Here is a 20,950-nt window from a genome sequence, read left to right as displayed (position 1 = left end):
TGGCACACGGCGCGCTCGAGCGGACCCTGCCGACGCAGCGGGTGCCGGGCTGGGCTTTGGCAGCGGGTTCGAGTCGCTGCAGTTTCCCGCGCTTGTTGCTGGAGCACCAGCTCACGAGACGCTAGTGTGGGGCACCCCGAAGCAGAGGAGAGCCCCGTGGGCAAGGTGGTCATGTACAGCTCGGTGTCGGTGGATGGCTTCGTCGCGGACGAGGATGACCAGCCCGGACCGCTGTTCGACTGGTTGTCCAACGGCGACGTCCCGTTGGACGAGAGTGGCGAGTTAAAGGTGTCGCAGACGTCCTACGACTACACCCGGCCGTACTGGGACCAGATCGGGGTGACGCTGGTCGGCCGCCACGTCTTCGACCTGACGGACGGCTGGGACGGGAAGCCTCCGAGCGGGGTCGACCACGTGGTCGTCGTGACGCACCGGCCGGAGCCCGAGGGCTGGGACCCCGAGGCGCCGTTTCACTTCGTCGACGGTGTCGAGGCAGCCATGGTCAAGGCGCAAGAGCTTGCAGGAAACCGCGTCGTCGAGGTCGCCGCCGGTGACGTCGGTGGCCAGATGCTTGCCGCGGGCCTGGTCGACGAGGTTCGCATGGACGTCGTACCCGTCGTGTTCGGGTCCGGCAAGCGCTACTTCGGGTCGGTCCACGCACAGCACCTGCTGGAGGATCCCGACGTAGTGATTCAGGGCAACCGGGTGCTTCACGTGCGCTATCAAGTGCGCCGCTGATGGGCCTCAACGCCTCTCACCCCGCAGCCACGCTCCCACCGGCGCGCCGCTCTCCCCCACCGCAACTCGGAACGGCCCGCTTTGTCCGGGAAACTCATACTGCTTCGAGAGTCGGGCTCAACAATGGAATGGGCGGCCGGATGACATTGACATCAATCCGGCCGCCCCGCAGGCGGATATTTGCTCAACGAAAATTCAACGCAGGAAACCAAATTCCGCGGACTCTTTCCGTGGCTCCGCCAGTCTGCAAGAACCGTGTTTCAACGATTCTTTCGGCATCGGCATTCCGTACGCCTCTAGACCGCAGCACCGCAATGGCTGTCGATTTGAGGGACGGTGTAGGTTACCGGTGTGTTAGCGCTTGCGCCGCTTGGGAACGGTTTCGTTCTCCAGGACCGCCTTTTCGCGCTTTTCGGCACGCTTTTCTTTGATGCTTCTGCCTTGTTTCTTGGCACTCTCGCGTGACGGCGTTTTACCTGACATTCGTGCTCCTCTTTCTCAAGCGGGATGTCTTGCTAAAGACCATACCCGCTTTGGGAAATAAAGCCAGCCCCCTATTCCTGCTCCCCGGAATACCGGAAAAGGCCCGGATTCAGGCCATCAAGTCCGCCAGCCCCTTGGCCAATGCACCCGCAGCTCCCAGAAAGGCAAGCACGACTACTGCGGTCCTGGCGTGCTCGTCCCGCAGCCGCCGTCCGAGCCGTTCGCCGGCAACGATGCCCATGATGATCGAAAGCACAATCACCGCCCACATCCACCAGTCCAACTGCGGCACGCTGCCCGGGTCCACCGCCAGCTTCGCGCCCACGGTGATGATGCACAGCTGCAGGAAGAATGGCTGCAGCGTCGCAGCGAACCGGCGCGGCGGCCAGTGGGACAGAATGGCGTACGCGCTGACGGTGGGGCCACCCACGCCGGCGAGCGCGTTGGTCAGCCCGGAGCCGAAACCCGCGAGCACCTTGGGCAGCTGCCCGGAAACGGTGACTTCGGCACGGCCCAACACCACCGCCACGGCCAGCCCCGCCATCACCACCCCGCCCACCACGGCGGAGAGCACAGCAGGCGTGACCTGCACCGCTAACCAGGAACCCAAAACCGTGCCGGCGGCGGCCGGGACGGACAACCACAGCAGCAGGTTCCAGTCAATCTCCTGCCAGACCCGGGGCACGATCAGCCCGCAGGAGACGACGGCGCAGATGTTGATCATCATGATGCCCTCGTGCGGCCCGAGCAGGATCGCCAGGATCGGCGCGACCAGCAGCGCGAACCCGATGCCCGCGATGCGCTGGGCCACCGAACCGAAGAAGATTGCGCCGGTGATCAGCGCCAGGAGTCCCATGGTCACCCGACCACCCTCCCAGAGTGGAGTTAGGCAGCCGTTCACCGACACGATCACACGTGCTTGCCTGCCGGCCGCCGGCCGCGGGCAGGCTGGGCGGTGTGAGGATAGCTATCGTTGCCGAATCATTCCTTCCGCACATGAACGGGGTCACCCAGTCGCTGTTGCAGGTCATCGCCCACCTGCGCCGCCGCGGCGACGACGTTCTGGTGATCGCACCGGCGTCGTCCTGGCTGGAGGACACCGCCCCGGCCACGGTGGAGGGCTACTCTGTCCACCGCCTGCCGTCCATTCCGCTGCACGGTTATCCCAACGTGCGGGTGGCGGCCGGAACCGTGGCTCGCCTCCGCCGGGTGCTGGCGGACTTCGGTCCGGACGTGGTCCACGTGGCGTCGCCCTTCATCCTGGGCTGGCGTGCGGTACAGGCCGCCCAGCAGCTCGGCCTGCCCACGGTCTCGGTCTACCAGACCGAGGTGCCCGCCTACGCGGCCCGCTACGGCGCGCCCTGGCTGCAGGAGCTGCTGTGGCAGCGGGTGGAGAACATTCACAAGGCCTCCACCCTGACCCTGGCGCCGTCGTCGTTCGCCATGGAGCAGTTGCGCGGCCGCGGCATCCGCGTCCACCTGTGGCGCCGCGGCGTGGACACCAGCCGTTTCCATCCGGATAAGCACGACGCCGGCTGGCGGGCGTCCGTGGCGCCGCGCGGCGAACGGATCATCGGCTATGTGGGCCGCCTGGCGGCGGAAAAGCAGGTGGAGGACCTGGCCGTGCTGGCCGATCTCCCCGGCACGCGGCTGGTGGTGGTCGGCTCGGGTCCGCTGAAGGAGGAGCTGCAGGAGAGGTTGCCCGGCGCCCACTTCGCCGGTTTCCAGGGCGGCGAAGACCTGGCCCGGCATGTGGCTTCCTTCGACCTCTTTGTCCACCCCGGCGAATCCGAAACGTTCTGCCAAACCATCCAGGAGGCCATGGCCAGCGGCGTGCCCGTCGTCGCGGTGGGCCGCGGCGGCCCGGTGGACCTGGTCGATCCCTCGCGGACCGGCTGGATCTATCAGCCCGGGAGGCTGGACCAGCTGCGCGGGTACGTCCAGGATTTGGTGGGCGACGACACCAAGCGCCGCGCGCTGGGCAGGGCCGCCTTCGACTCGGTGCAGGGCCGCACCTGGCCGGTGCTCTGCGAGCAGCTGGTGGACTATTACCGGCTGGCCATCCGGGTCAAGCGCCGCGCCCTTAACCTCGAAGCCCGCGGCGTGCTCGGCTTTCTCACCGGGTGAAAGCTTCAGCCCGGCCCGGACCGGTGGACCCCCTCCCTGCCTCGACTAGGATGTGGCCATGCCAACAGAAACCGGTTCCGTCCCGCCCGACAGTGGCTCCTCCCTGCGACAGGAGCAGCGCGTGCCGACCGGACAGGAGCAGCGCGCTTCGGCCGGGCAGTCCGTGCCGGAGCGGCTGGCCGAGCAGTTCAAGTCCCTGGGTGTCGCCCGGACCTACGGAGAGCCGCTGCAGGTGGGCGGCGACACCGTGGTGCCCGTGGCCATGGTCCAGTACGGATTCGGCGGTGGCGGCTCCGGGGGAGCTGCCGGCGGAGGCGGCGGCGGGATGGCCGTTCCGCTCGGCGCCTACATCGGCAACGGCACCGGACCCGCCACGTTCCGGCCAAACACGGTTGCGTTGTTCACCGTGCTGATCCCCCTGGTCTGGATCACCGGGCGGGCCCTGGCCCGCGTGGTCCGGGCCGCCAAGAAGTAGGCAGCGCCGGCCAGGGACAACGGCGCGGAAGCCGGTGCAGGCCGCGAGAACCGTGCCCGGCAAGCTTCCCTCCAAGAGCCCGCTCCCGCCTTGGCGGACCCTGCGTCGGGACCCTAGCGGACACTGCGGCGGGACCGTAGGCTCGAACATGACAGCCACCTACCGGAGAAGGACAGTCCCGATGAAACTGAGCCATATTCCCCTGCGCCTTTCCACCGGCGCGTTCATCCTCAACTCCGGTCTGGGCAAGCGGAACCTGGACCGAGACAGTGCCGCGGCGATGCAGGAAATGGGCAGCCGCGCGATCCCCCAGTTAAAAGAAATGGAACCCGAGAAGTTCGGCAAGCTGCTCGCGTACGGCGAGACCGCCCTCGGCGCCGCCCTGCTGCTGCCGTTCGTGCCCAGCCGGCTGGCCGGCCTGGGGCTGGCCGCATTCTCCGGTTCGCTGCTGGCCATGTACTTCAACACCCCCCACATGACCACCGAAGGCGGCGTCCGCCCCAGCTCCGAGGGCACCCCCGTGGCCAAGGACGTCTGGCTGCTCGGCATCGCGCTGGCGCTGATCCTGGACACCAAGGACAAGAAGCCGAAGGTCCTCACCACCCTGTAACTTCCGCGGCGCAGGACGACGGCGGAGCGTCCCCTCCGGCGTCGTCCTCCCCGTCCCCAGCGCCAGCGGCAGGTGCCGGACGCCGGTTTCAGCGTGAGATGATGGAAGCCATGGCCGCTCTCACTTTTCCGCTGGTTGACGTCAGCGAAATCATCCGGCTGGTGGGCGGCGCCGCCTTTGCGCGCGGCAAGATCTACGCCTCCGACGGCTCCGTTGCAGAACCCGTATGGGACCCCTCCGTCCGGCTGCTGACCGCCAAGGTCATTGGCACCGCCGCCCTGCCGTACCGCTGCCGGATTTACCTGGAAACCGGCAAGAGCGGGCAGTGGCGCCCGGCATCGTCCTCCTGCAGTTGCCCGGTGGGCGACGACTGCAAGCACGTGGCCGCGGTGCTCTTGGCCAGCAACAGCCAGCACCTCATCTCCAGCCAGGGCTTCGCGCGCGAGCCGGAACCGGCACCGGCCGGCTGGCAGGACTCGTTGGAGGGGCTGATCGGCGGAACGCCGGACCCCGCCCGGCAGGATACCGGCAAGCCGTCAAAGGCCAAGGCGAAAAGTACGTCTCCGCTCGGACTGCAGTTCGACCTCCTGGAACCCGGACGGCGGCAGGACCGCCAGTACCGGCCCTCGGGCCTCTCCCTGCCGCAGGCCTCCGCGCCGGGCCCGAACTGGACGCGCAAGGCCGGGAACCGGCTGCGCGTCGGGGTCCGTCCCGTGCTGCAGAACGAGACCGGGCGATGGATCCGCAGCAAGCTGCGCTGGAACACCATCAGCTACAAGACCTACGGCCTGCCGCTGGACCCCGAACAGCACCGCTGGTTCAGCCAGTTTGCACCGCTGCACCGGGCCACCGGCCTCACCTACTTCGGCGAAGACAACGACTGGCTCTTCCTCGACGAGTTCAGCAGCCCGCTCTTGTGGGAACTCTTCGCCGAGGCCAAGCGGCTGGGCATCGCCCTGATCGGCGCCAAGGCCGACACCGTCGTCGAGGTCCGGGAACAGGCCGTGATCGGCCTGGACGCCCACCGCGACGGCCCGGCCGACGCTTACGCTGACGCCGCCACTCCGGAAGCCGCCGCGGAAGCCCCCGCGGCCGAAGCCGCGGCGGAAGCCCCCACCCCGGAGACCGGCGGGGAGACCGGCCCCGCGACCGGCGACCTGGTCCTCACGCCGTCGCTGCGGATCGACGGGCGGGAACTGCCCACCGGGACGGCGGGCATCGTCGGCACGCACGGCGTCTACCACTACGCCGTCGACGGACAGACCGTCATCACGCTGGCCCCGACCGGGCATCCGGTGACCGACCAGGAAGCGAACCTGCTGCTCTCCGGCACCCCCCTGAAGGTGCCGGCCGCCGACGTCGAGCAATTCATGGAGCGCTACTACCCCGTGCTCAGCCAGCGCATCGACGTCGTCAGCAGCGACGGTTCGGTGAGCTTCCCGGAGATCGTCCCCCCGGAGCTCGTGCTGACCGCCTCCTACCGAAAAGGCAACGTGCTGCAGCTCGGCTGGCACCTCGAGTACCGCCACGGGGACAAGCCGCTGCGCCTGCCGGTCGACGAGCAGCCCGACGGCAGCCACTACCGCGATCTGTCGGCCGAGCAGGACCTGCTGGAGGCGGCCGAGGCGGTGCCGGGCGTGGGCACGACGGCGGCGCGCACCCTCCGGGACATGGCCACCGTGGATTTCACCCGCTACGCGCTGCCGGCGCTCGAACAGCTCGACGGCGTGCGCGTGGATATTGTCGGCGACAAGCCCGACTACCAGGAACTCACCGAGGCACCCGAGCTGACCATCAGCACGGTGGAGACCGACGAGAGCGACTGGTTCGACCTGGGCGTCATGGTCCGCGTGGCCGGCCGCACCGTCCCGTTCGGGAACATCTTCAAGGCCCTGGCCCGCGGCCAGACGCGGCTGTTGCTGGTGGACAAGTCCTACCTGTCGCTGGAGCAGCCGGTCTTCGACCGGCTCCGCCAGCTCGTGGACGAAGCCCGCCACATGCAGGACCGGGAATCGGGCGAACAGCTGCAGATCAGCCGCTACCAGGCGTCCCTCTGGGAGGACCTGGAGGAAGTGGCCACCGAAACGGTGCAGGCGCGTACCTGGCGCGAATCGGTGCAGGGGCTGCTGGAACTGGAAACAGTCGAGCAGACCCCGCTGCCGGCCGGCCTGCACGCCGACCTCCGCCCCTACCAGGCCGAAGGCTTCAACTGGCTCGCCTTCCTCTGGCGGCACCGGTTGGGCGGCGTGCTGGCGGACGACATGGGACTGGGCAAGACGCTGCAGACCCTGGCCCTGCTGCTGCATGCCAAACAGCAGGGCGACCCGGCCACCGCCCGGCCGTTCCTGGTCGTGGCACCCACCTCGGTGGTGTCCAACTGGGTCAACGAGAGCCGGCGCTTCGCCCCCGACCTCCGGGTCGAGAGCATCACCGACACCCAGGGCCGCGGCCGGCCGCTGTCCGAGATCGCGGCGGACACCGACGTCATCGTCACGTCCTACACGCTGTTCCGGCTGGATTTCGACACCTACAAGGAGATGGACTGGGCCGGGCTGATCCTGGATGAAGCCCAGTTCGTCAAGAACCGCGCCACCAAGGTCCATCAGTGCGCCCGCGATCTGCACGCGCCCTTCAAGATGGCGATCACCGGCACGCCCATGGAGAACAACCTCATGGAGCTCTGGTCCATCTTCTCCATCGTCGCGCCCGGCCTCTTCCCGTCCGCGGTCCGGTTTGTGGACCAGTACCAGCGGCCGATCGAACGCAGCCAGGACAAGGAGCTGCTGCAGAAACTGCGCCACCGGATCAAACCGCTGATGATGCGCCGCAGCAAGGAGGCCGTGGCCGACGACCTGCCCGAGAAGCAGGAGCAGATCCTGGAGGTGGAGCTGACGCCCAAGCACCGGCGGATCTACGACACGCACCTGCAGCGCGAGCGGCAGAAGGTGCTGCGGCTGGTCGAGGACATGGACAAGAACCGGTTCACGATCTTCCAGTCGCTGACCCTGTTGCGGCTCCTGAGCCTGGATCCCTCGCTGGTGGATCCGAAATACTCGTCGGTCCCCTCCAGCAAGCTGGGCGTCCTGTTCGAGCAACTCGAAGACGTCCTCGGTGAGGGGCATCGGGCGCTGATCTTCAGCCAGTTCACCAGCTACCTGAAGAAGACCGCCCAGCAGTTGGACGCGGCCGGCATCGAGTACTGCTATCTGGACGGCTCCACCCGCCGCCGCGCCGACGTCATCGACACGTTCAAGAACGGCAACGCGCCGGTGTTCCTGATCAGCCTCAAGGCCGGCGGCTTCGGCCTGAACCTCACCGAGGCCGACTACTGTTTCCTGCTGGACCCCTGGTGGAACCCGGCCACCGAGGCACAGGCAGTGGACCGCACGCACCGGATCGGCCAGACCAAGAACGTCATGGTCTACCGGATGGTGGCCCGCGGGACGATCGAAGAGAAGGTCATGGCCCTGAAGGAACGCAAGGCCAAACTGATCGCCTCGGTGCTCGAAGATGATGCGATGTTCTCCTCCAAACTCACTGCCACCGACATCCGCGGGCTGTTCGGCGAGTAGCCGGCACCCGGCAGCACCTCAGCACACCTGCTGCTTCTTGAGTGCCTCAGCGCCTACTGCGTCTTGATTTGCAGCAGCCGCCAGCCTTCGGGCACCTGCGCTTCGATCGCGGCCTTGGCTTCGGCATACGTGTCACCCTCGGCCGACAACTCCTTGGTTTCCACCGGCTGAATGATTCCCACAACTTTGACCACGGACTAAAGATATCCTCGCCCGCCCGGGCACCGCGGGATGCGGCGTGGTGCTTCCGCTCACGCCCGCCGCCGGGTGCGGCGCCAGCCGCGCCCTTCCCACCACGCGCCGGGCCAGCCGGGTACGCGCCGCCGGCTCACGCCGGCCCGGCCCTTCCCATGGAGGCGGGGCCACCGAGCGCCGGGTGTTCCCGCAAGGCGTTTCCTCCCCCGGGCAGTCACTTGCCTCCGGCATGCCGGCGCCAGACCAGGTCCAGGCCCGCGTGGGCGCAGTCGATGTTCCAGTCCGTGTACTCCACGCCGAGCGCGTCCGGATGGTCGGAGGCGAACACCACCACTCCCGGGTAGTCCCGGATGAACTCCGCCAGCATGTCGATCCCCTGCCGGTCCAGATCGGCGTCGAGCCGGTTCAGGACCAGCAGCGGCGGATCGCCCAGCGAGGCCCTCGCCAGCATCAGCCGGGCCAGCTCGGAGGTGGTCAACGGTTCGCCGCCGCGCTTGAGCTGGGTCTCCTCGCGCCGCTCCAGTTGCCCGATCCGGCCGGCGAGGCCGACGCGTTCCAGGGCCGCCGATCCGTCCTCCGGCGGGAGGTCGGGCCGGCGATACCGCACGCTGCGGGCGATCGAGCCGCGCTCCACGTACATGCCCGCGGCGGCGTAGCCCACCAACTTCCGGCGAATGCGGCTGCCGCTTTCCAGCAGGTGCCGGCCGCCCACCATGGCCACCGCGTGCGGGTCGCTGCGGATCCCGACCAGTGTCTCCAGGGCCCTGCTCCCGGCCGCCGGATCGGCGGTGCGAATGCGGATCCGCGCGCCAGGGCCGGCGGACAAGGGCGGCACCGGGCAGTTCCGGCAGGCGGCCAGGCCGTCCACCAGCACGGCCCCGCCGGCGGGGGAACCCGCCGGGACGGTTGCCTCCGCCGCTGCGCCGGACGCTGCCGTCCCGGCCGCGGCCCCCTCACTGGTTCTGGACCGGGCTGCCGGGCGCCGCCTTCGGGCATCCCGCGCCGCAGCGGCCACCGCGAGGGCCGGACCGAGAATGCGCCGCGCGGCCCGGAAGTTCTGCCGGTATTCCACCACCCGACCCAGGTCCGTGACGGGCGCGGAGATCATCCCCACGATGGTCAGCCCGGCGGCGATGCTGGCCGTGGGCACCGCCTGCCAGGTTCCGACCGCGGCCACGGCGGCGCCGGCGAGCGAGGCGGCTGCGGCCGCCGCCCCGCGGATGTAACCGGCGGCGGCGGCGCGGTGCACGGCGGCGTCCACCACCTTCCGCCCGGCCTTGTCGATCTGCCTGACCTCCCGGTCCTCGCCGCCGGCGGCACGGATGGTGCCGGCGGCAATCACCGTGTCGGCGAGCCGGGCGGCAAGCCGCCCCCGGTGTCGGCGCAAGGCGCCGGCGCGCCGGAACGCCGGCCGGGACAGCAGTGCGAGGCCGGCGGTCAGCAGTACCAGGGGAACGACGACGGCGAACGCCAGCACCGGGGACAGGAACCACAGCGCCACGGTGGTTCCCGCGATCAGCGGGATGCCGACCGCCAGCGGCGCGATGCCCAGCGCGATCCAGTTCCGGACGCTGGAGAGGTCGTTGGTACTGCGCGCGATGGTCACCCCCGGCGACGGTCCGCGGTCGGTGGCCAGGGCGGAGGCCACCAGTCCCTTGCGGATCTCGTGGATGTAGTCCTGCCCGAGCTGCTCGGCCAGGACGCGCTCGAGGGCCCGTAGGCCGCCCAGCCCCAGCGCCGCTGCAGCCAGGCCGAGGGCGGGCGGCAAGATGCCGGCAGCATCCGGCGCGTTGCCGCTGAGCAGCCGGGTCATCAGCAGCGCGCTCGCCCCGGCGGCCGCGGCCATCAGCAGGCCGGTCCCCAGCAGGGCCGCCATCAGCCAGCGGCGCCGGCCGCGCAGCAGTTGGGGCAGCCGCCCGCCGGCAGGCGGCGGATCTTCCCGCGGTGAGTCCGCCCGATTCCGTGCGGCCGGCGCGGCCTTGGCCCCCCGGGCCGCCACTGTTACCTCCGCTCCGGCAGCAGCTGCAGGGCCGTCGCCGGGTCGCACAGGTCGTAGGTGTTGATCACCGGGGCATCAATGACGCCGGCTGCTTCCCGGGCGGCCAGCGGCGAGGCGGTCAGCAGGCCGGAGACGGCGGGCACGCTGACGCCGGCGTCGCGCAGGACGGCCACGCCGGCGGTGGCGCCCAGGGCGTCGGCCGCGGAGAACACCACGTGGTCCACGGCGGCATGGAAGACCGGGTCGGCCAGCAGCCGGGCCGTTTCGCCCTGATAGACGCCGTCGGCAATTTCCACCACCACCACGTCGGTCTCGGAAGTGGTCAGCGCGTCGATCAGGCTGGTGAGCAGGCCGCGCACGCGCTCGTAGTCCAGCAGGTAGGTGGTCGGGAAGCCGAAGTCGGTGAAGTCGAGCACTTTCGCGGCTCCGGCATCGGCGAACAGCAGCGGGTCGTTGCCGGCGCCGGTGCCGGTGGCCTTTCCCGCGGACACGTGCAGGCCGGCCGCGGTCAGGCCCTTGACCAGGCAGCCAAGCGTGGTGGACTTGCCGGAGTTCATGGACGTGCCGAGCACGGCAATGACCGGCGGCCGTCCCGGCAGTGCGGTGCCGGCGCCGATCGAGTGCGGCGCCAGGTCGGCCAGGTTGACCGCGCGCCCGTCCCGTGCCAGCAGGCCGATGGGCTGGATGCGGGTGGCCCTGTCGATGCCGGCGTGCTGTTCCAGCACCCGCGCCGCCAGTCCGCCGCCGGCCACCAGCGAGCATTCGGACAGGTCGGCGGGTACCACCGCCAGGAACTGGTCCGGCGCGTACCGGTTGCCGTAGGCCACCAGGATCTCGTCGCCGACGAACATTGCCTGCCGCCGTGAGGCCGGGCTCTCCAAGCGGGTGTGCTTGCCGATCTCGACCACCCGGGCCAGCACCACGTCGCCGGCGGCCGGGGCGGCCTGGAGCAATTGGTAGCCGGTGGCGTCGAGGCAGAGGCGCTCGGCCAGGAACCGGGTGGTGTACGCCTTCTTGGCCCGGCGCAGCCGCTGCGGGTCCACCGGAGCGGCCGCCGGGCCGAAAAGCTCCTCGGCCGCACCGACGGCCGATGCGGCAACGGAGAAAACCTCCGCCGCCGCGCCGGCCGCCGGTGCTGCAGGGGTTCCTAGTGCTTCGAGTCCTGTTGTTCCAGCGGTGCCTGCGGGGAAATCTGTGATGGTCATGGCCTGCTCCTTGGTTGTTGGGTCCGTCAGGAATGAGTCAACACATCCGCAATGAAACGAACATGACAGCCGCATGAGGGCTTTCTCATGAACCGTTTACCCTGCCGTCACCCGCGCTCCCCGCGCCGTTCAGTCCACCGCGCCTGAAAGTCCCCCAGCTTCCGGAAGCCGCATCCGAGCCGGCGCTCACCGCCGCCGGGCTATGGTTGATCAGGGGACAAGTCACTGTGGGAGCCGTCCCATCCACCGGGCAAAAAAGGGGAAAAGTGCTGGCACTGGTACGTCACGGGCAGACCGACTGGAACGCTGAGGGCCGGCTGCAGGGGCATACGGATGTGCCGCTCAACAGCGTGGGCAGACGGCAGGCGCTGGACGCCGGCGGCTGGCTCGCCGAGAGCGATTGGAACGTCCTCGTGTCCTCGCCGTTGGGCCGCGCGATGGAGACCGCCCGCCTTATCGGCAGCCGGGTGGGACTGGAGTTGGCGGAAACGGCGCCGGACCTCTCGGAGCGCGACTACCGCGGAATCGAAGGCACCGTGCTGCGCGGCCTGGAACGGCCGGAGATCGACGCGCTCATGCGGCAGGCCGAGCCCGAACGCGAGGTGGCCGCGCGCGGCGTCGCCGGCCTGCAGGAAGTGCTCCGCACCTACCCGGGCCGCAACATCATCGTGGTGGCCCACGGCACGATCCTGCGGCTCACGCTGAATCTCCTCCACGGCACGCCGCGGGGCTACATCGCCAACGGTGAGACCGTGCGATTGGATCCCGACCTGGTGCTCGGCTACCGGGCGGACCCGGACCAACTGGCCGCCGCGCGCTTCTGACCGGACCGGTGCTCGGGTTCCGGCCGCCAAACGGTGACGGGGCCGAACGGGTGATGGGGGCGGGCCACCAGCTGCCGTGGAGCGGCCAGGTTCCTAGCTCCCGTCCAGGTGCCGGTGCAGGACGGCCGCCGCATGCGCGGACAGTTCCTCCCGCGGTGCGCACCAGTCCACCCAGCGGTGCAGGAAGGCGGTCACCTCGCCCGGGTCAACCGGCTCCAGTCCCCCTTCGGCCAGCACGGTTTCGCTGATCAGATCCAGCTTGACCGGGCTCACCCGGGTGAGGCGTCCGCCGTCGTAGTCCCAGCCGTAGCCGAGAACCAGGTTCAGCATGGCGCGTTCGGCGGGCGAATCGCGCCCGGTCTCCCGCACATAGCGGGCGGCCGTCTCCTCGATTTCCTCCTGGCGGAGCGCCTCAAGTTCTTCTTCCCGGACAGGCCCTGGTTCGCCGCCGCCGGACGGCAGCGCGCCGGCGGCGGGCGCGTCGGCGGCCTCGGCCCCGGTGCCCGCCACAGTTGTCCCCGCCACTGCCCCTGCCCCCGCCTCGGCGTCGTCGAGCTCGGCATAGTCCTCGTCGGAGAGCCAGTCTTCGCTCTCGTCCTCGGTGTCGTCCGCGAGCTCGATGATCGTCCGCAGCCACGCCTGGGCCACCCAGCGGCGCGCACCGAAGTCCTCGTCCACCATGTGCTCCGGCAGCTCCGTCGAGGCATCCAGTCCTTCCCAGGCGTCCAGCGCGGCGCCGGTCAGGTCTGCGTCCGCGTCGAGCACCAGCCCGGCTTCCTGGGCGTCCGCGTTCAGGTCTTTGAGCGCGGCGGCCGGATCGTCCACGAGCCCGGTTTCCATCACCGTGCCGCCGAAGATGTTGCCGTCCAGCAGTGCCAGCAGCCCCACCTTCTCAATGCCGGTGGTGAATTCGAAGAGCATATTGGCTTCGTCGCCGAAGACGTCCGCATAACGGTGCAGGGCCGTCACGGCCACCGGATGCTTGGCCCATTCCGGCTCGGTGAACCCGTCGGCCACCAGCCGGTCGGCCAGGGTTTCGGCGTCGCGGCGCATGTCCGGACGATCGATCAGGAAGGCCAGCGCGCGCAGCATCGGCACGGTCCCGGGGCCGGTTCGGTCCTCGGCCAAATCCAGCCAGGCGTAAAACAACTCATGACGGCGCTGTTGGCCGGATGCGTCGGCCGTGTCCCACAGGTCCAGCAGGTAACCGGCCAGGGAATGGGCGTCGATGGGGCTGGGCGAGTCCAGTGTGTCGGCGAACGGCCGTTCCAACTCGCGGTAGAGCTCCAGCAGCGGATCGCCGGCCGGCCCGCCCTGCCGGCCACCGAACCGGCTGTTCTTCAGCTTTTTCGGCTTGCGCTTGCGGCTCACAGGGCTCATGGCACGAGTGTGCCACGACCGCCGCCGCGAAGGTACCACCGGGCGGGCCCGCGGCCGCGGCGCGTATCGGCTCACAGGCCGCGCATTCCGCAGAGGACCCGTGCGGAACGTCCGCCCCGGATGTAAGACTGGCCGCATGCCGTTTTACCAGGACCCCTCCGCCACCGAACCGCTGACGGCCATTCCCCTGGTCCAGCGCACCAAGAGATGCTTCCAGCTCGCGGCGCCGATTTTCTACCGGGCGGAAACAACCTCCCCCGTGGTCCGGGTCGAGGCGCACGATCTCTCCGCCGGGCTCGAGCACAATTCCACCGACCTGGCGTCGGTGCCCACCTGGATGTGGGGACTCATCGCCAGCTACGGACGGCAGACCGCTCCGGCCCTGCTGCACGACCAGCGCACGACGATGTGTTCCAGCATGCCGGGCGAGCAGGGGCTGCAACTGCGCCGCATCTACGACGAGGAATTCCGCCGCGCACTGCTGGACACCGGGGTGGCGGCCTTGCGTGCCCGGCTGATGTGGGCGGTCGTGACGGTCCAGGCTTACCTTCAGTATGCCGGTGCCCGCGGCCGGCTGCTGACGGCGTCCGTCGGGGCAGGTGCCGTCGGGCTGCTGGCTGGCGCCGTGCTCGCGGCAACCGGCGCCGGCCTGGTGCCCCTGGCCGCGGCTGTCCTCCTGACCGGCGCCCTCTGTTTGGCTTGGAGCCGCGACTGGGCGGTGGTCGCCGTCCTGGCTCCGGCGTTCGCGTTGTTCTCGCCCGTGCTGGCCGCAGCCGCCGCCGGGGCCCTGCTGCTCTGGGTCTGCGAAACGGCGTGGTGGGCAGCGGGCAAACCCTTCGCAAAGCGGCCCGATCCGCCACCCGTCGTCGGACCCTTGGCGCGGACAACTCAACCGTGAGCCCCGGCGGTATTCCGGGCTCCCGGGCGCGCTCCTTGGGCCGGCTTCCCCGCCCGGAACCGGTGCCGGCCAGCCCCCCGAAAGCGCCGGTTTGGTTTGATTGGCAAAACCAAACGGAAACGGCTAAACTTGAGGCATGCCCGCCAACTCCCGCAAACAGCCCGATCCGGGCGTCATGATCCGTGACGCCGTGGCTCAAGTGGTGCGCTGGGCATCCCATGCGGAGACGCGAAAACAGCTGTTCGACCCGCGCGAGGTTGGCCTGACGCCCACCGACGTGGCCTTGCTCGAGTACATCGACGACAACGGCCCCGTCCGGGTCTCGGAACTGGCCTCGCAGCAGGGCGTGGACAAATCCACCATGACCCCGCAGGTCCGCCGCCTGGAGGACAAAGGGCTGGTGGACAAACAGTCCGATCCGGACGACGGCCGGGCCACCCTGGTGACGGCGTCCACGGCCGGACGGCGGATGCACCGGAACATCGGCAAGGCCGGCGCGGCCGTCGTCGATGAAATCCTGGCGGATTGGTCCGACGAAGACCGCGAAGCTTTTGCCCAATTCTTTACCCGCTTCGCCGAGCAACTGCTGCGCGGTGAAGCGTCCACCCGAAACGACTCAGAAAGGAACACGACCGGCGATGTCATCGAAGGCTCTTGAGCAAGGTGGCAAACACGATCTGCATACGCTTTCTACACGGTTGACCGCAACCCGGCAGCTGCTGACCCAGAAAGTACGTACCGCCGGTTTGCTGTTCCCGCTGCTGACCCTGGCCGGTACGGCCGTGTTCTGGTCCATCGTCTGGCTGCTGGACACCGCCCCCGTCCACGCCCTCTCCCCCGTGAACGCGTTGCTGCGGATCTACGGCACCGGGATCGCCGTGATCGCCACGATGGTCATCGTCGGCGCCTCCGTCTGGCTGATCGTCAAGCGGTTGGGCTACGCCGACAGGTTCACCGAGGTTCTGTTCGAGCATGCCGACGACATCGGGCCGGTTCCGGCCGCGTCCGGCAGCCTGGCACGGAGCGCCACGGCGCCGGCGGCCGGCAGCGCCTTCGCTGCGCTGCCGTCCGCGGCTCCCCGACTGCAGCTTGAGGCCGCACGCACCGACGCCGATGCGCGGCCGGTCTACGCACTCGCTGCCCCCACGGCGCAAGCCGAAGCCATGCCCGGCGCCCCGGCACCGGGCGGGGAAAAGCCTGCCGTCGCCGAAAACCGGGCGGCAGACCCAGCGACGGGATCGGCCTGCACCGCCCCGCCGCTGGCCAAGGGCAACCCGCTCAAGAAGGGCAAAGGCCGCCGGAAGTAGCGGCCCCACCATCCAATGGCCGGCGTCAGGGGCGCCGGCCATTATTCTTGCCAAACGCCGCCCGCTGCCCGGGCGGAGCTTCGCGGTTGCCGGTCAGCCCCGGGACGGATCCAGCTGGGCGGCGGCCGCCGCCTGGAGGTCCGGGTCGCCGGTGGCCATGGCGTACAACCCGTAGTTGATCGGACCGGCCGAAACCAGTTCAGCACAGTGCTCGGCCAGCCGCTGCGGCACCCGGCCGCCCGCTTCCCGGAAGGTCCGCACGGTCAATTCGAAGGCCTCGGGGGTGGACATCATGTAGTGCAGGCTGAAGTCCAGGGCCGGATCCCCCACCCTGGCGCTCGTCCAGTCCAGCACCGACCGGATCTCGGCGTTCTCGTCCAGCAGCAGGTGGGCCGGGTACAGCTCACCGTGGCTGAAAGCGGTGAAGTCCGGCCAATAGCTGTCGTCGCCCAGCCAGGCGTCCCACCGTCGCAGCAGGTCCGCCGCCACCCGGAACTCCGATCTCACCTTGTCCAGGTTGGTTCGCATCTCTTGACGGACCTCGGCAGCCGTCAAAGCCGGGATGCCGGCCTGCCGCGCCTCGTCCGCGCTGATGCGCTGCAGCTGGGCGATCAGCCGTCCCAACGACGCGCAGTAGGCGGGAGACTCACGGTCGAAGTGCCAGACGGGCTCCCCGTCCTCGAGCGTCAGGCCCGGCTCGCCCGGCAGTTCGGGGTAGGCGATCAGGCCACGGTTCCGGATCCGCCAGTCCGGCACCGCGGCGGAAATCCTGTTCTTGACCAGGTTCAGGATGCTGGCCTCGTCGGCCATCTTCGATGCGACGTCAGGCCGCCGCGGGATCCTGAGCACCCACCTCTTGCCGTCATGGGCGGTGGCATAGGCCACCAGGTAGTCCAGCCCTGCTTCGTTGAACCGGATGGAGCGTGGATCGATGGCCAGCCCGTTTTGTGCGGCGAGGTCGGCGACGGAGTCCGGCGTGTAGTCGTGCGCTGCGCTCATGGGTACCTCCGGTCGGCTGTGTGCCACTGTAGCCACAAGCCCGCGCGGAGGCCATGCCAGCCCGCCACGGCGCCTGCCCGGCCCTTAATGCCCCCGCCGTACCGCCGCCATCACTGCGGCAAGCACGACGGCGGTGCCCCGCCCCGCGTGGGGAGGCACCGCCGTCGACGGTTCCCGGAGGACGGCCGTCCTCTTCGGTCAGCCGCGGTCCGCCACGTCGTCCGCTGCCACTCCCTGGCGCAGGGTGGCGCCGCGGAAGAACTCCGGGTTGCGCCGGTACATGAGCACCATCAGCACCGCCCCGAGCAGGATCACGCCGCAGCCGAGCACAAATACCAGGCCCAGGCCGCCGATCGAAGAACCGGAACCGTAGGCAGGATCCATCGAGTCCACGGCCGTCTGCACGAACATCACCAGCAGGATGACCCCTCCCAGCAGCGGCGCCAGGAACTTGAGCCCGAAGCCGCGTAGCGAGGCGAAGCCATCGGCCCGGAAGTACCAGACGCACGCCAGGGCGGTGACGCCGTAGTAGAAGCAGATCATCATGCCCAGCGCGGTGATGGTGTCCCACAGCGCGTTCTCGGACATGATCCGGGTGACGGTGTAAAAGCCGCCGGCCGCCACCGCGGCCGCGACGGTGGCGTAGCTGGGCGACTTGTACCTCGGGCTGATCGTGGCGTAACCGGCCGGCAGCGCCCGGTAGTGGCCCATGGCGAGCATGGTCCGGGCGGGCGAGACGAAGGTGGACTGCAGCGACGCGGCCGAACTGCTCAGCACGGCCAGGGACATCAGGATGGCGAACGGTCCCATCACCGGACCGGCGAGCGTGGCGAAGATGCTCTCCTGGTTCTCCGGGTTGCCGGCGCCCAGGCCTTCGGTGCCCACGCCGGCGTAGGCCAGCACGGCCAGTGCCACGGTCATGTAGATCACGACGATGACCATGATGGTTGCCGCGGCGGCACGGCCCGGCGTCTTCTCCGGGTCCTTCGTCTCCTCGTTCATGGTGAGGGTGACGTCCCAGCCCCAGAAGATGAAGATGGACAGCGAGATGCCGGCGGCGAAGGCCGAGAAGGATTCGACGCCGAACGGGTTGAACCAGTCGGCCGAGATCTCCAGCGCGTCGAACGCGGTGCCTCCCGCCACGTGGCCGAAGGCGGCCACGGCGAACCAGACGAGCACCACCACCTGGAACGCCACCAGCACGTACTGGAAGGTCTTGGTGGTTTCCATGCCCCGGTACGAGATCCAGCAGGCCAGTCCGATGAAGATCCAGGTGGTGGCGATGTTCAGTGGCAGGTTGTTGGTCAGGTCGGCGAGCGCTGCGTTGCCGGTGAGCTGGGCGAGCATCAAGTAGAAGAAGTCGACCGCCACCGCCGCCAGGTTGGAGAGCACGATCACCGTCGCCGCGATCAGCCCCCAGCCGCCCATCCAGCCCACCCAGGGACCGAAGGCACGGGTGGCCCAGGTGAAGGACGTGCCGGAATCCGGCATGGCATTGTTCAGCTCCCGGTAGCCGAGGGCCACCAGCAGCATCGGAATGAAGCCCACCAGGAAAATCGCCGGCAGGTGCACGCCGACCTCGGCGATGGTGGGGCCGAGCGCCCCGGTCAGCGTGTACGCCGGGGCAATGCAGGAGACGCCGATGACGACGGCGCCGAGCAGGCCGACCGAACCGGATTTCAGGCCCTTCCGGCTCAGTCCGCCTCCGGTGCGCCCGGGCTTGGTGATGGTAGTGGTCATGGTCATGCCTCCTTGCGGCCGGCGCCGTCGGAATCTTCAGGCCCCGTGGGCTCGCCGGGATCTTCGGTAAGTTGTGGGGCGCCCAGGTAGCCGCGCGGGACCACCACCATGGGCACCGGCAGCGCGCGCAGCACCTTGCTGGCCGTCGCCCCGAGGAACATGCGGTTGTGCGGCGCCAGCCGGCTGGAGCCGATCAGCATCACTTCGCCGTCGTCCCACTCCAGCGCGTCGATGGCGTCTTCGATCGAGCGGCCCTCGGCGACGCCGGCGGTCACCCGGCCGGGCAGCACCACTTCTGCCTCTGCCAGCCGTTCCTTCACGTGGGTTTCGGCGCGGGATACCGCGTCCGCGTCGGAGGAATCCAGCGGCACCAGCGAGAGCAGTCGCAGGTCCAGGCCCCGCTGGTGGCCGGCGTTCAAGGCGACCTGCATGACCTCGTCCGCCCCGGGCCGGTTGCCGATGCCCACCGTGATCCGCGAGACGGAGTCGGTGCGCCGGTAGCCGCGCGGCGCCAATGCCACGGGGACCGTGGACGCGTGGAGCAGTCCGCTGGCGACGGTGCCGACGCTGAAGCGGCGGAAAACACTGTTGCGCCCGGCACCGATCACGATCAGCGCCGCGCCGAATTCCTCGGCGGCGGCAATCAGGCCCTCGGCGTTGGAGTCGGCCGGGCGAACATGGGCGCGGGCCGGAACGTCGTCGGGCACCAGGTCCAGTCCCTCGGCCAGCCACTGCCGGATCTGGTCGGAGAGGATCCCGCCGAAGCCCGATTCGGGCCGCGGATAGGCGCCCGAGTAGGGCGAGGATTCGGGCAGCACCATGACCAGGTCGAGGCTGCCGCCCTGCCGGCGGGCCAGCGCCGTCGCGAGGTTGACCGCCTCGCGTCCGCTGTCCGTGGCGGTGTAGGCAACAACATAACGCCGCATGCCTAGCCCTCCCGGCCGGCAGCAGGGACGAGCTCACCGGCGTCGGCCGTGTGTCCCGCGAGGATGCGGGCGGCGGTCGCGCGGCCCATCCGCACTGCGCCGTCCACGTGCTGGTAGCCGGCGGCGGCCAGATCGGAACAGGACCAATGGATCGGTCCGACCGGGGTCGACTGGTCCTTGCCGTAGCGGGACAGACCGCCCAGATCGTAACTGGAGGCGTAGGCGCCGCGGGTCCATTCCTCTGACCCCCAGTCCGACTCGTAGTACACCACCGGGGCCAGCGCGGCCGGGCCCAGGTAGTCGGCGATTGCGGAGAGGATCGCGGCCTTGCGCTCCCCCGCGCTGAGTTCGAACATCGCGTCTGCCTTCTCATCGCTCACGAAGCCGACCAGGGTGCCGCGCGAGTCGCCGTGGTTGGTGTTGTCGTACACCTCCTGGACCACCGAGTTGGCGCCGAAGCACGTTCCCGAGAGGCCGTCGGCCCGCCAGAACGGCGTTTCGTAGACTGCGTGGACCTTGATCACCAGGCCCAGGGACTGGTGCTGGTGCATCTGGTGCTGCCGGCGCGGCAGCGGCGGGTCGTAGGAGACACGCGAATACAGGTTCGGCGGCACGGCCATCACGGCGTAGCGGGCCTCCACGGTGACGCCGTCCGCGGTGGCGGTCACGCCGTCGTCGTTCCAGCGCAGCGCGCGCACGGGTGCGTTGAGCACGACGTCGTCGCCCAGTTCGGCGGCCAGGCGCACGGAGACCTCCTGCATGCCGCCCACCACGCGCTTGTCCAGGATGAATTCGTCGTCGACCAGGTTGCTGAACGAGCCGGCGGACGCGGCCATCAGCACCGCCTGCAGCACCGAGAACGAGTGCGCCGGCTTGGTCAGCATGCCGCCGGCCACGAACAGGCCGATGTTGTTGCAGGCTTCCTCGTCCGCGGACTGCTGGCGCAGCCACTGGTCGAAGGAGATGGTGTCCAACTCGCGGGCCTTGGGGTGGGCCCACGGTTCGTCGGCGCCGACCTCGCCGGCCAGGGCGTCCAGCAGCCCGATCAGCCGGTTCATCTCGGACTCCGTGGAGGCGCTGACCGGGAACATGGCGCCGGTGTAGCGCTTGGCTTCGCCCGTGGGGTCCAGGTAGATGCTCTCGCCGTCGCGGTAGCGGCTGTAAGTCTCGAGCCCCAGCTCGTCGAGCAGCTCCAGCAGGGCCGTCTGGTCCGGTGAGACCCACTGTCCGCCGATTTCGAGCATGGCTCCGTCCACCACGTCGGTCCAGGTGCGGCCGCCCACGCGGTCACGCGCCTCCAACACGGCCACGGACATGCCCGCCCGCTTCAGGTCCCGGGCCGCGGTCAGCCCGGAGGGCCCGGCGCCGATGACTACTACGTCCCGCTTCAACTTGCTCACTGTGTTCACTCCCATTCGTGCCGTGGCGGTCCGGCCGCTTGGTGCCTGGCCCCGCCCGCTAAATGAACGACA

General features: G+C 69.4%; 19 protein-coding genes. 9 read left to right on the top strand and 10 right to left on the bottom strand.

What is annotated here, in order from left to right:
- Positions 1-156 precede the first annotated feature (156 nt).
- Positions 157-738: a dihydrofolate reductase family protein gene (locus AC5RW2_RS01525; RefSeq protein ID WP_494073543.1), complete on the top strand. Its 582-nt coding sequence runs from the start codon at positions 157-159 to the stop codon at positions 736-738.
- A gap of 354 nt (positions 739-1,092) precedes the next feature.
- On the opposite strand, the gene AC5RW2_RS01520 is transcribed toward AC5RW2_RS01525, so the two are convergent.
- Together AC5RW2_RS01520 and AC5RW2_RS01515 are read right to left on the bottom strand one after the other, a co-directional pair.
- A complete protein-coding gene (locus AC5RW2_RS01520) occupies positions 1,093-1,221 on the bottom strand; it encodes a hypothetical protein (RefSeq protein ID WP_493978854.1) in 129 nt (42 codons plus the stop codon).
- Between the two features lie 109 nt (positions 1,222-1,330).
- Entirely contained in the window at positions 1,331-2,077 is a 747-nt protein-coding gene (locus AC5RW2_RS01515) for a sulfite exporter TauE/SafE family protein (protein WP_494001874.1), read from the bottom strand.
- A gap of 101 nt (positions 2,078-2,178) precedes the next feature.
- Between AC5RW2_RS01515 and AC5RW2_RS01510 the strand changes: the two genes are divergently transcribed.
- The 4 genes from AC5RW2_RS01510 (at position 2,179) to AC5RW2_RS01495 (ending at position 8,005) form a co-directional block, all read left to right on the top strand.
- The gene (locus AC5RW2_RS01510) at positions 2,179-3,348 is read left to right on the top strand and encodes a glycosyltransferase family 4 protein (protein WP_494073542.1); all 1,170 of its coding nucleotides are present in this window, start codon (positions 2,179-2,181) and stop codon (positions 3,346-3,348) included.
- A 58-nt stretch (positions 3,349-3,406) separates the two neighbouring features.
- On the top strand, positions 3,407-3,823 hold the full coding sequence (locus tag AC5RW2_RS01505; protein ID WP_494073541.1) for a hypothetical protein: 417 nt from the start codon (positions 3,407-3,409) through the stop codon (positions 3,821-3,823).
- Between the two features lie 181 nt (positions 3,824-4,004).
- On the top strand, positions 4,005-4,433 hold the full coding sequence (locus AC5RW2_RS01500) for a hypothetical protein (protein ID WP_494014448.1): 429 nt from the start codon (positions 4,005-4,007) through the stop codon (positions 4,431-4,433).
- Between the two features lie 110 nt (positions 4,434-4,543).
- The gene (locus tag AC5RW2_RS01495; RefSeq protein ID WP_494073540.1) at positions 4,544-8,005 is read left to right on the top strand and encodes a DEAD/DEAH box helicase; all 3,462 of its coding nucleotides are present in this window, start codon (positions 4,544-4,546) and stop codon (positions 8,003-8,005) included.
- A 53-nt stretch (positions 8,006-8,058) separates the two neighbouring features.
- Here the strand turns inward: AC5RW2_RS01495 and AC5RW2_RS01490 are convergent, their stop codons facing one another.
- The 3 genes from AC5RW2_RS01490 to AC5RW2_RS01480 all read right to left on the bottom strand — a co-directional run bounded on the left by AC5RW2_RS01490 (position 8,059) and on the right by AC5RW2_RS01480 (position 11,404).
- The gene (locus AC5RW2_RS01490) at positions 8,059-8,199 is read right to left on the bottom strand and encodes a hypothetical protein (RefSeq protein ID WP_494001544.1); all 141 of its coding nucleotides are present in this window, start codon (positions 8,197-8,199) and stop codon (positions 8,059-8,061) included.
- Between the two features lie 215 nt (positions 8,200-8,414).
- Complete coding sequence (locus AC5RW2_RS01485; protein WP_494073539.1) at positions 8,415-10,199, bottom strand: ABC transporter transmembrane domain-containing protein; 1,785 nt, start codon at positions 10,197-10,199, stop codon at positions 8,415-8,417.
- Between the two features lie 2 nt (positions 10,200-10,201).
- The gene (locus AC5RW2_RS01480; protein ID WP_494073538.1) at positions 10,202-11,404 is read right to left on the bottom strand and encodes a P-loop NTPase family protein; all 1,203 of its coding nucleotides are present in this window, start codon (positions 11,402-11,404) and stop codon (positions 10,202-10,204) included.
- Positions 11,405-11,670: 266 nt separating this feature from the next.
- Between AC5RW2_RS01480 and AC5RW2_RS01475 the strand changes: the two genes are divergently transcribed.
- A complete protein-coding gene (locus AC5RW2_RS01475; protein ID WP_494073537.1) occupies positions 11,671-12,228 on the top strand; it encodes a histidine phosphatase family protein in 558 nt (185 codons plus the stop codon).
- Positions 12,229-12,321: 93 nt separating this feature from the next.
- Here AC5RW2_RS01475 and AC5RW2_RS01470 read toward each other — a convergent pair whose 3' ends face one another.
- Positions 12,322-13,608: a hypothetical protein gene (locus AC5RW2_RS01470; RefSeq protein ID WP_494073536.1), complete on the bottom strand. Its 1,287-nt coding sequence runs from the start codon at positions 13,606-13,608 to the stop codon at positions 12,322-12,324.
- A 136-nt stretch (positions 13,609-13,744) separates the two neighbouring features.
- Here AC5RW2_RS01470 and AC5RW2_RS01465 point away from each other — a divergent pair, with 136 nt between their 5' ends.
- The 3 genes from AC5RW2_RS01465 to AC5RW2_RS01455 all read left to right on the top strand — a co-directional run bounded on the left by AC5RW2_RS01465 (position 13,745) and on the right by AC5RW2_RS01455 (position 15,813).
- Positions 13,745-14,506: a DUF1353 domain-containing protein gene (locus tag AC5RW2_RS01465; protein WP_494073535.1), complete on the top strand. Its 762-nt coding sequence runs from the start codon at positions 13,745-13,747 to the stop codon at positions 14,504-14,506.
- A 136-nt stretch (positions 14,507-14,642) separates the two neighbouring features.
- Positions 14,643-15,164 (top strand): MarR family winged helix-turn-helix transcriptional regulator, encoded by a 522-nt coding sequence (locus AC5RW2_RS01460; protein ID WP_494073534.1) that lies wholly within the window; start codon positions 14,643-14,645, stop codon positions 15,162-15,164.
- On the top strand, positions 15,145-15,813 hold the full coding sequence (locus AC5RW2_RS01455) for a hypothetical protein (protein ID WP_494073533.1): 669 nt from the start codon (positions 15,145-15,147) through the stop codon (positions 15,811-15,813). The genes AC5RW2_RS01460 and AC5RW2_RS01455 overlap by 20 nt, the downstream gene beginning before the upstream one ends.
- Before the next feature lie 93 nt (positions 15,814-15,906).
- Here the strand turns inward: AC5RW2_RS01455 and AC5RW2_RS01450 are convergent, their stop codons facing one another.
- The 4 genes from AC5RW2_RS01450 to AC5RW2_RS01435 form a co-directional block, all read right to left on the bottom strand.
- A complete protein-coding gene (locus AC5RW2_RS01450; RefSeq protein WP_494073532.1) occupies positions 15,907-16,812 on the bottom strand; it encodes a macrolide 2'-phosphotransferase in 906 nt (301 codons plus the stop codon).
- 198 nt (positions 16,813-17,010) lie between these two features.
- Complete coding sequence (locus AC5RW2_RS01445; protein WP_494073531.1) at positions 17,011-18,552, bottom strand: APC family permease; 1,542 nt, start codon at positions 18,550-18,552, stop codon at positions 17,011-17,013.
- A gap of 2 nt (positions 18,553-18,554) precedes the next feature.
- Positions 18,555-19,478 carry a universal stress protein gene (locus AC5RW2_RS01440; protein ID WP_494073530.1) on the bottom strand — a complete coding sequence of 308 codons (924 nt, stop codon included), beginning with the start codon at positions 19,476-19,478 and terminating at the stop codon, positions 18,555-18,557.
- Positions 19,479-19,480: 2 nt separating this feature from the next.
- On the bottom strand, positions 19,481-20,878 hold the full coding sequence (locus AC5RW2_RS01435) for a flavin monoamine oxidase family protein (protein ID WP_494073529.1): 1,398 nt from the start codon (positions 20,876-20,878) through the stop codon (positions 19,481-19,483).
- Positions 20,879-20,950: the final 72 nt, after the last annotated feature.

The sequence above is a fragment of the Arthrobacter sp. B0316-1-20 genome (assembly GCF_059091865.1).
Note: the sequence above shows the minus strand (reverse complement) of the source record. Positions and strands in the feature narration are given on the sequence as shown.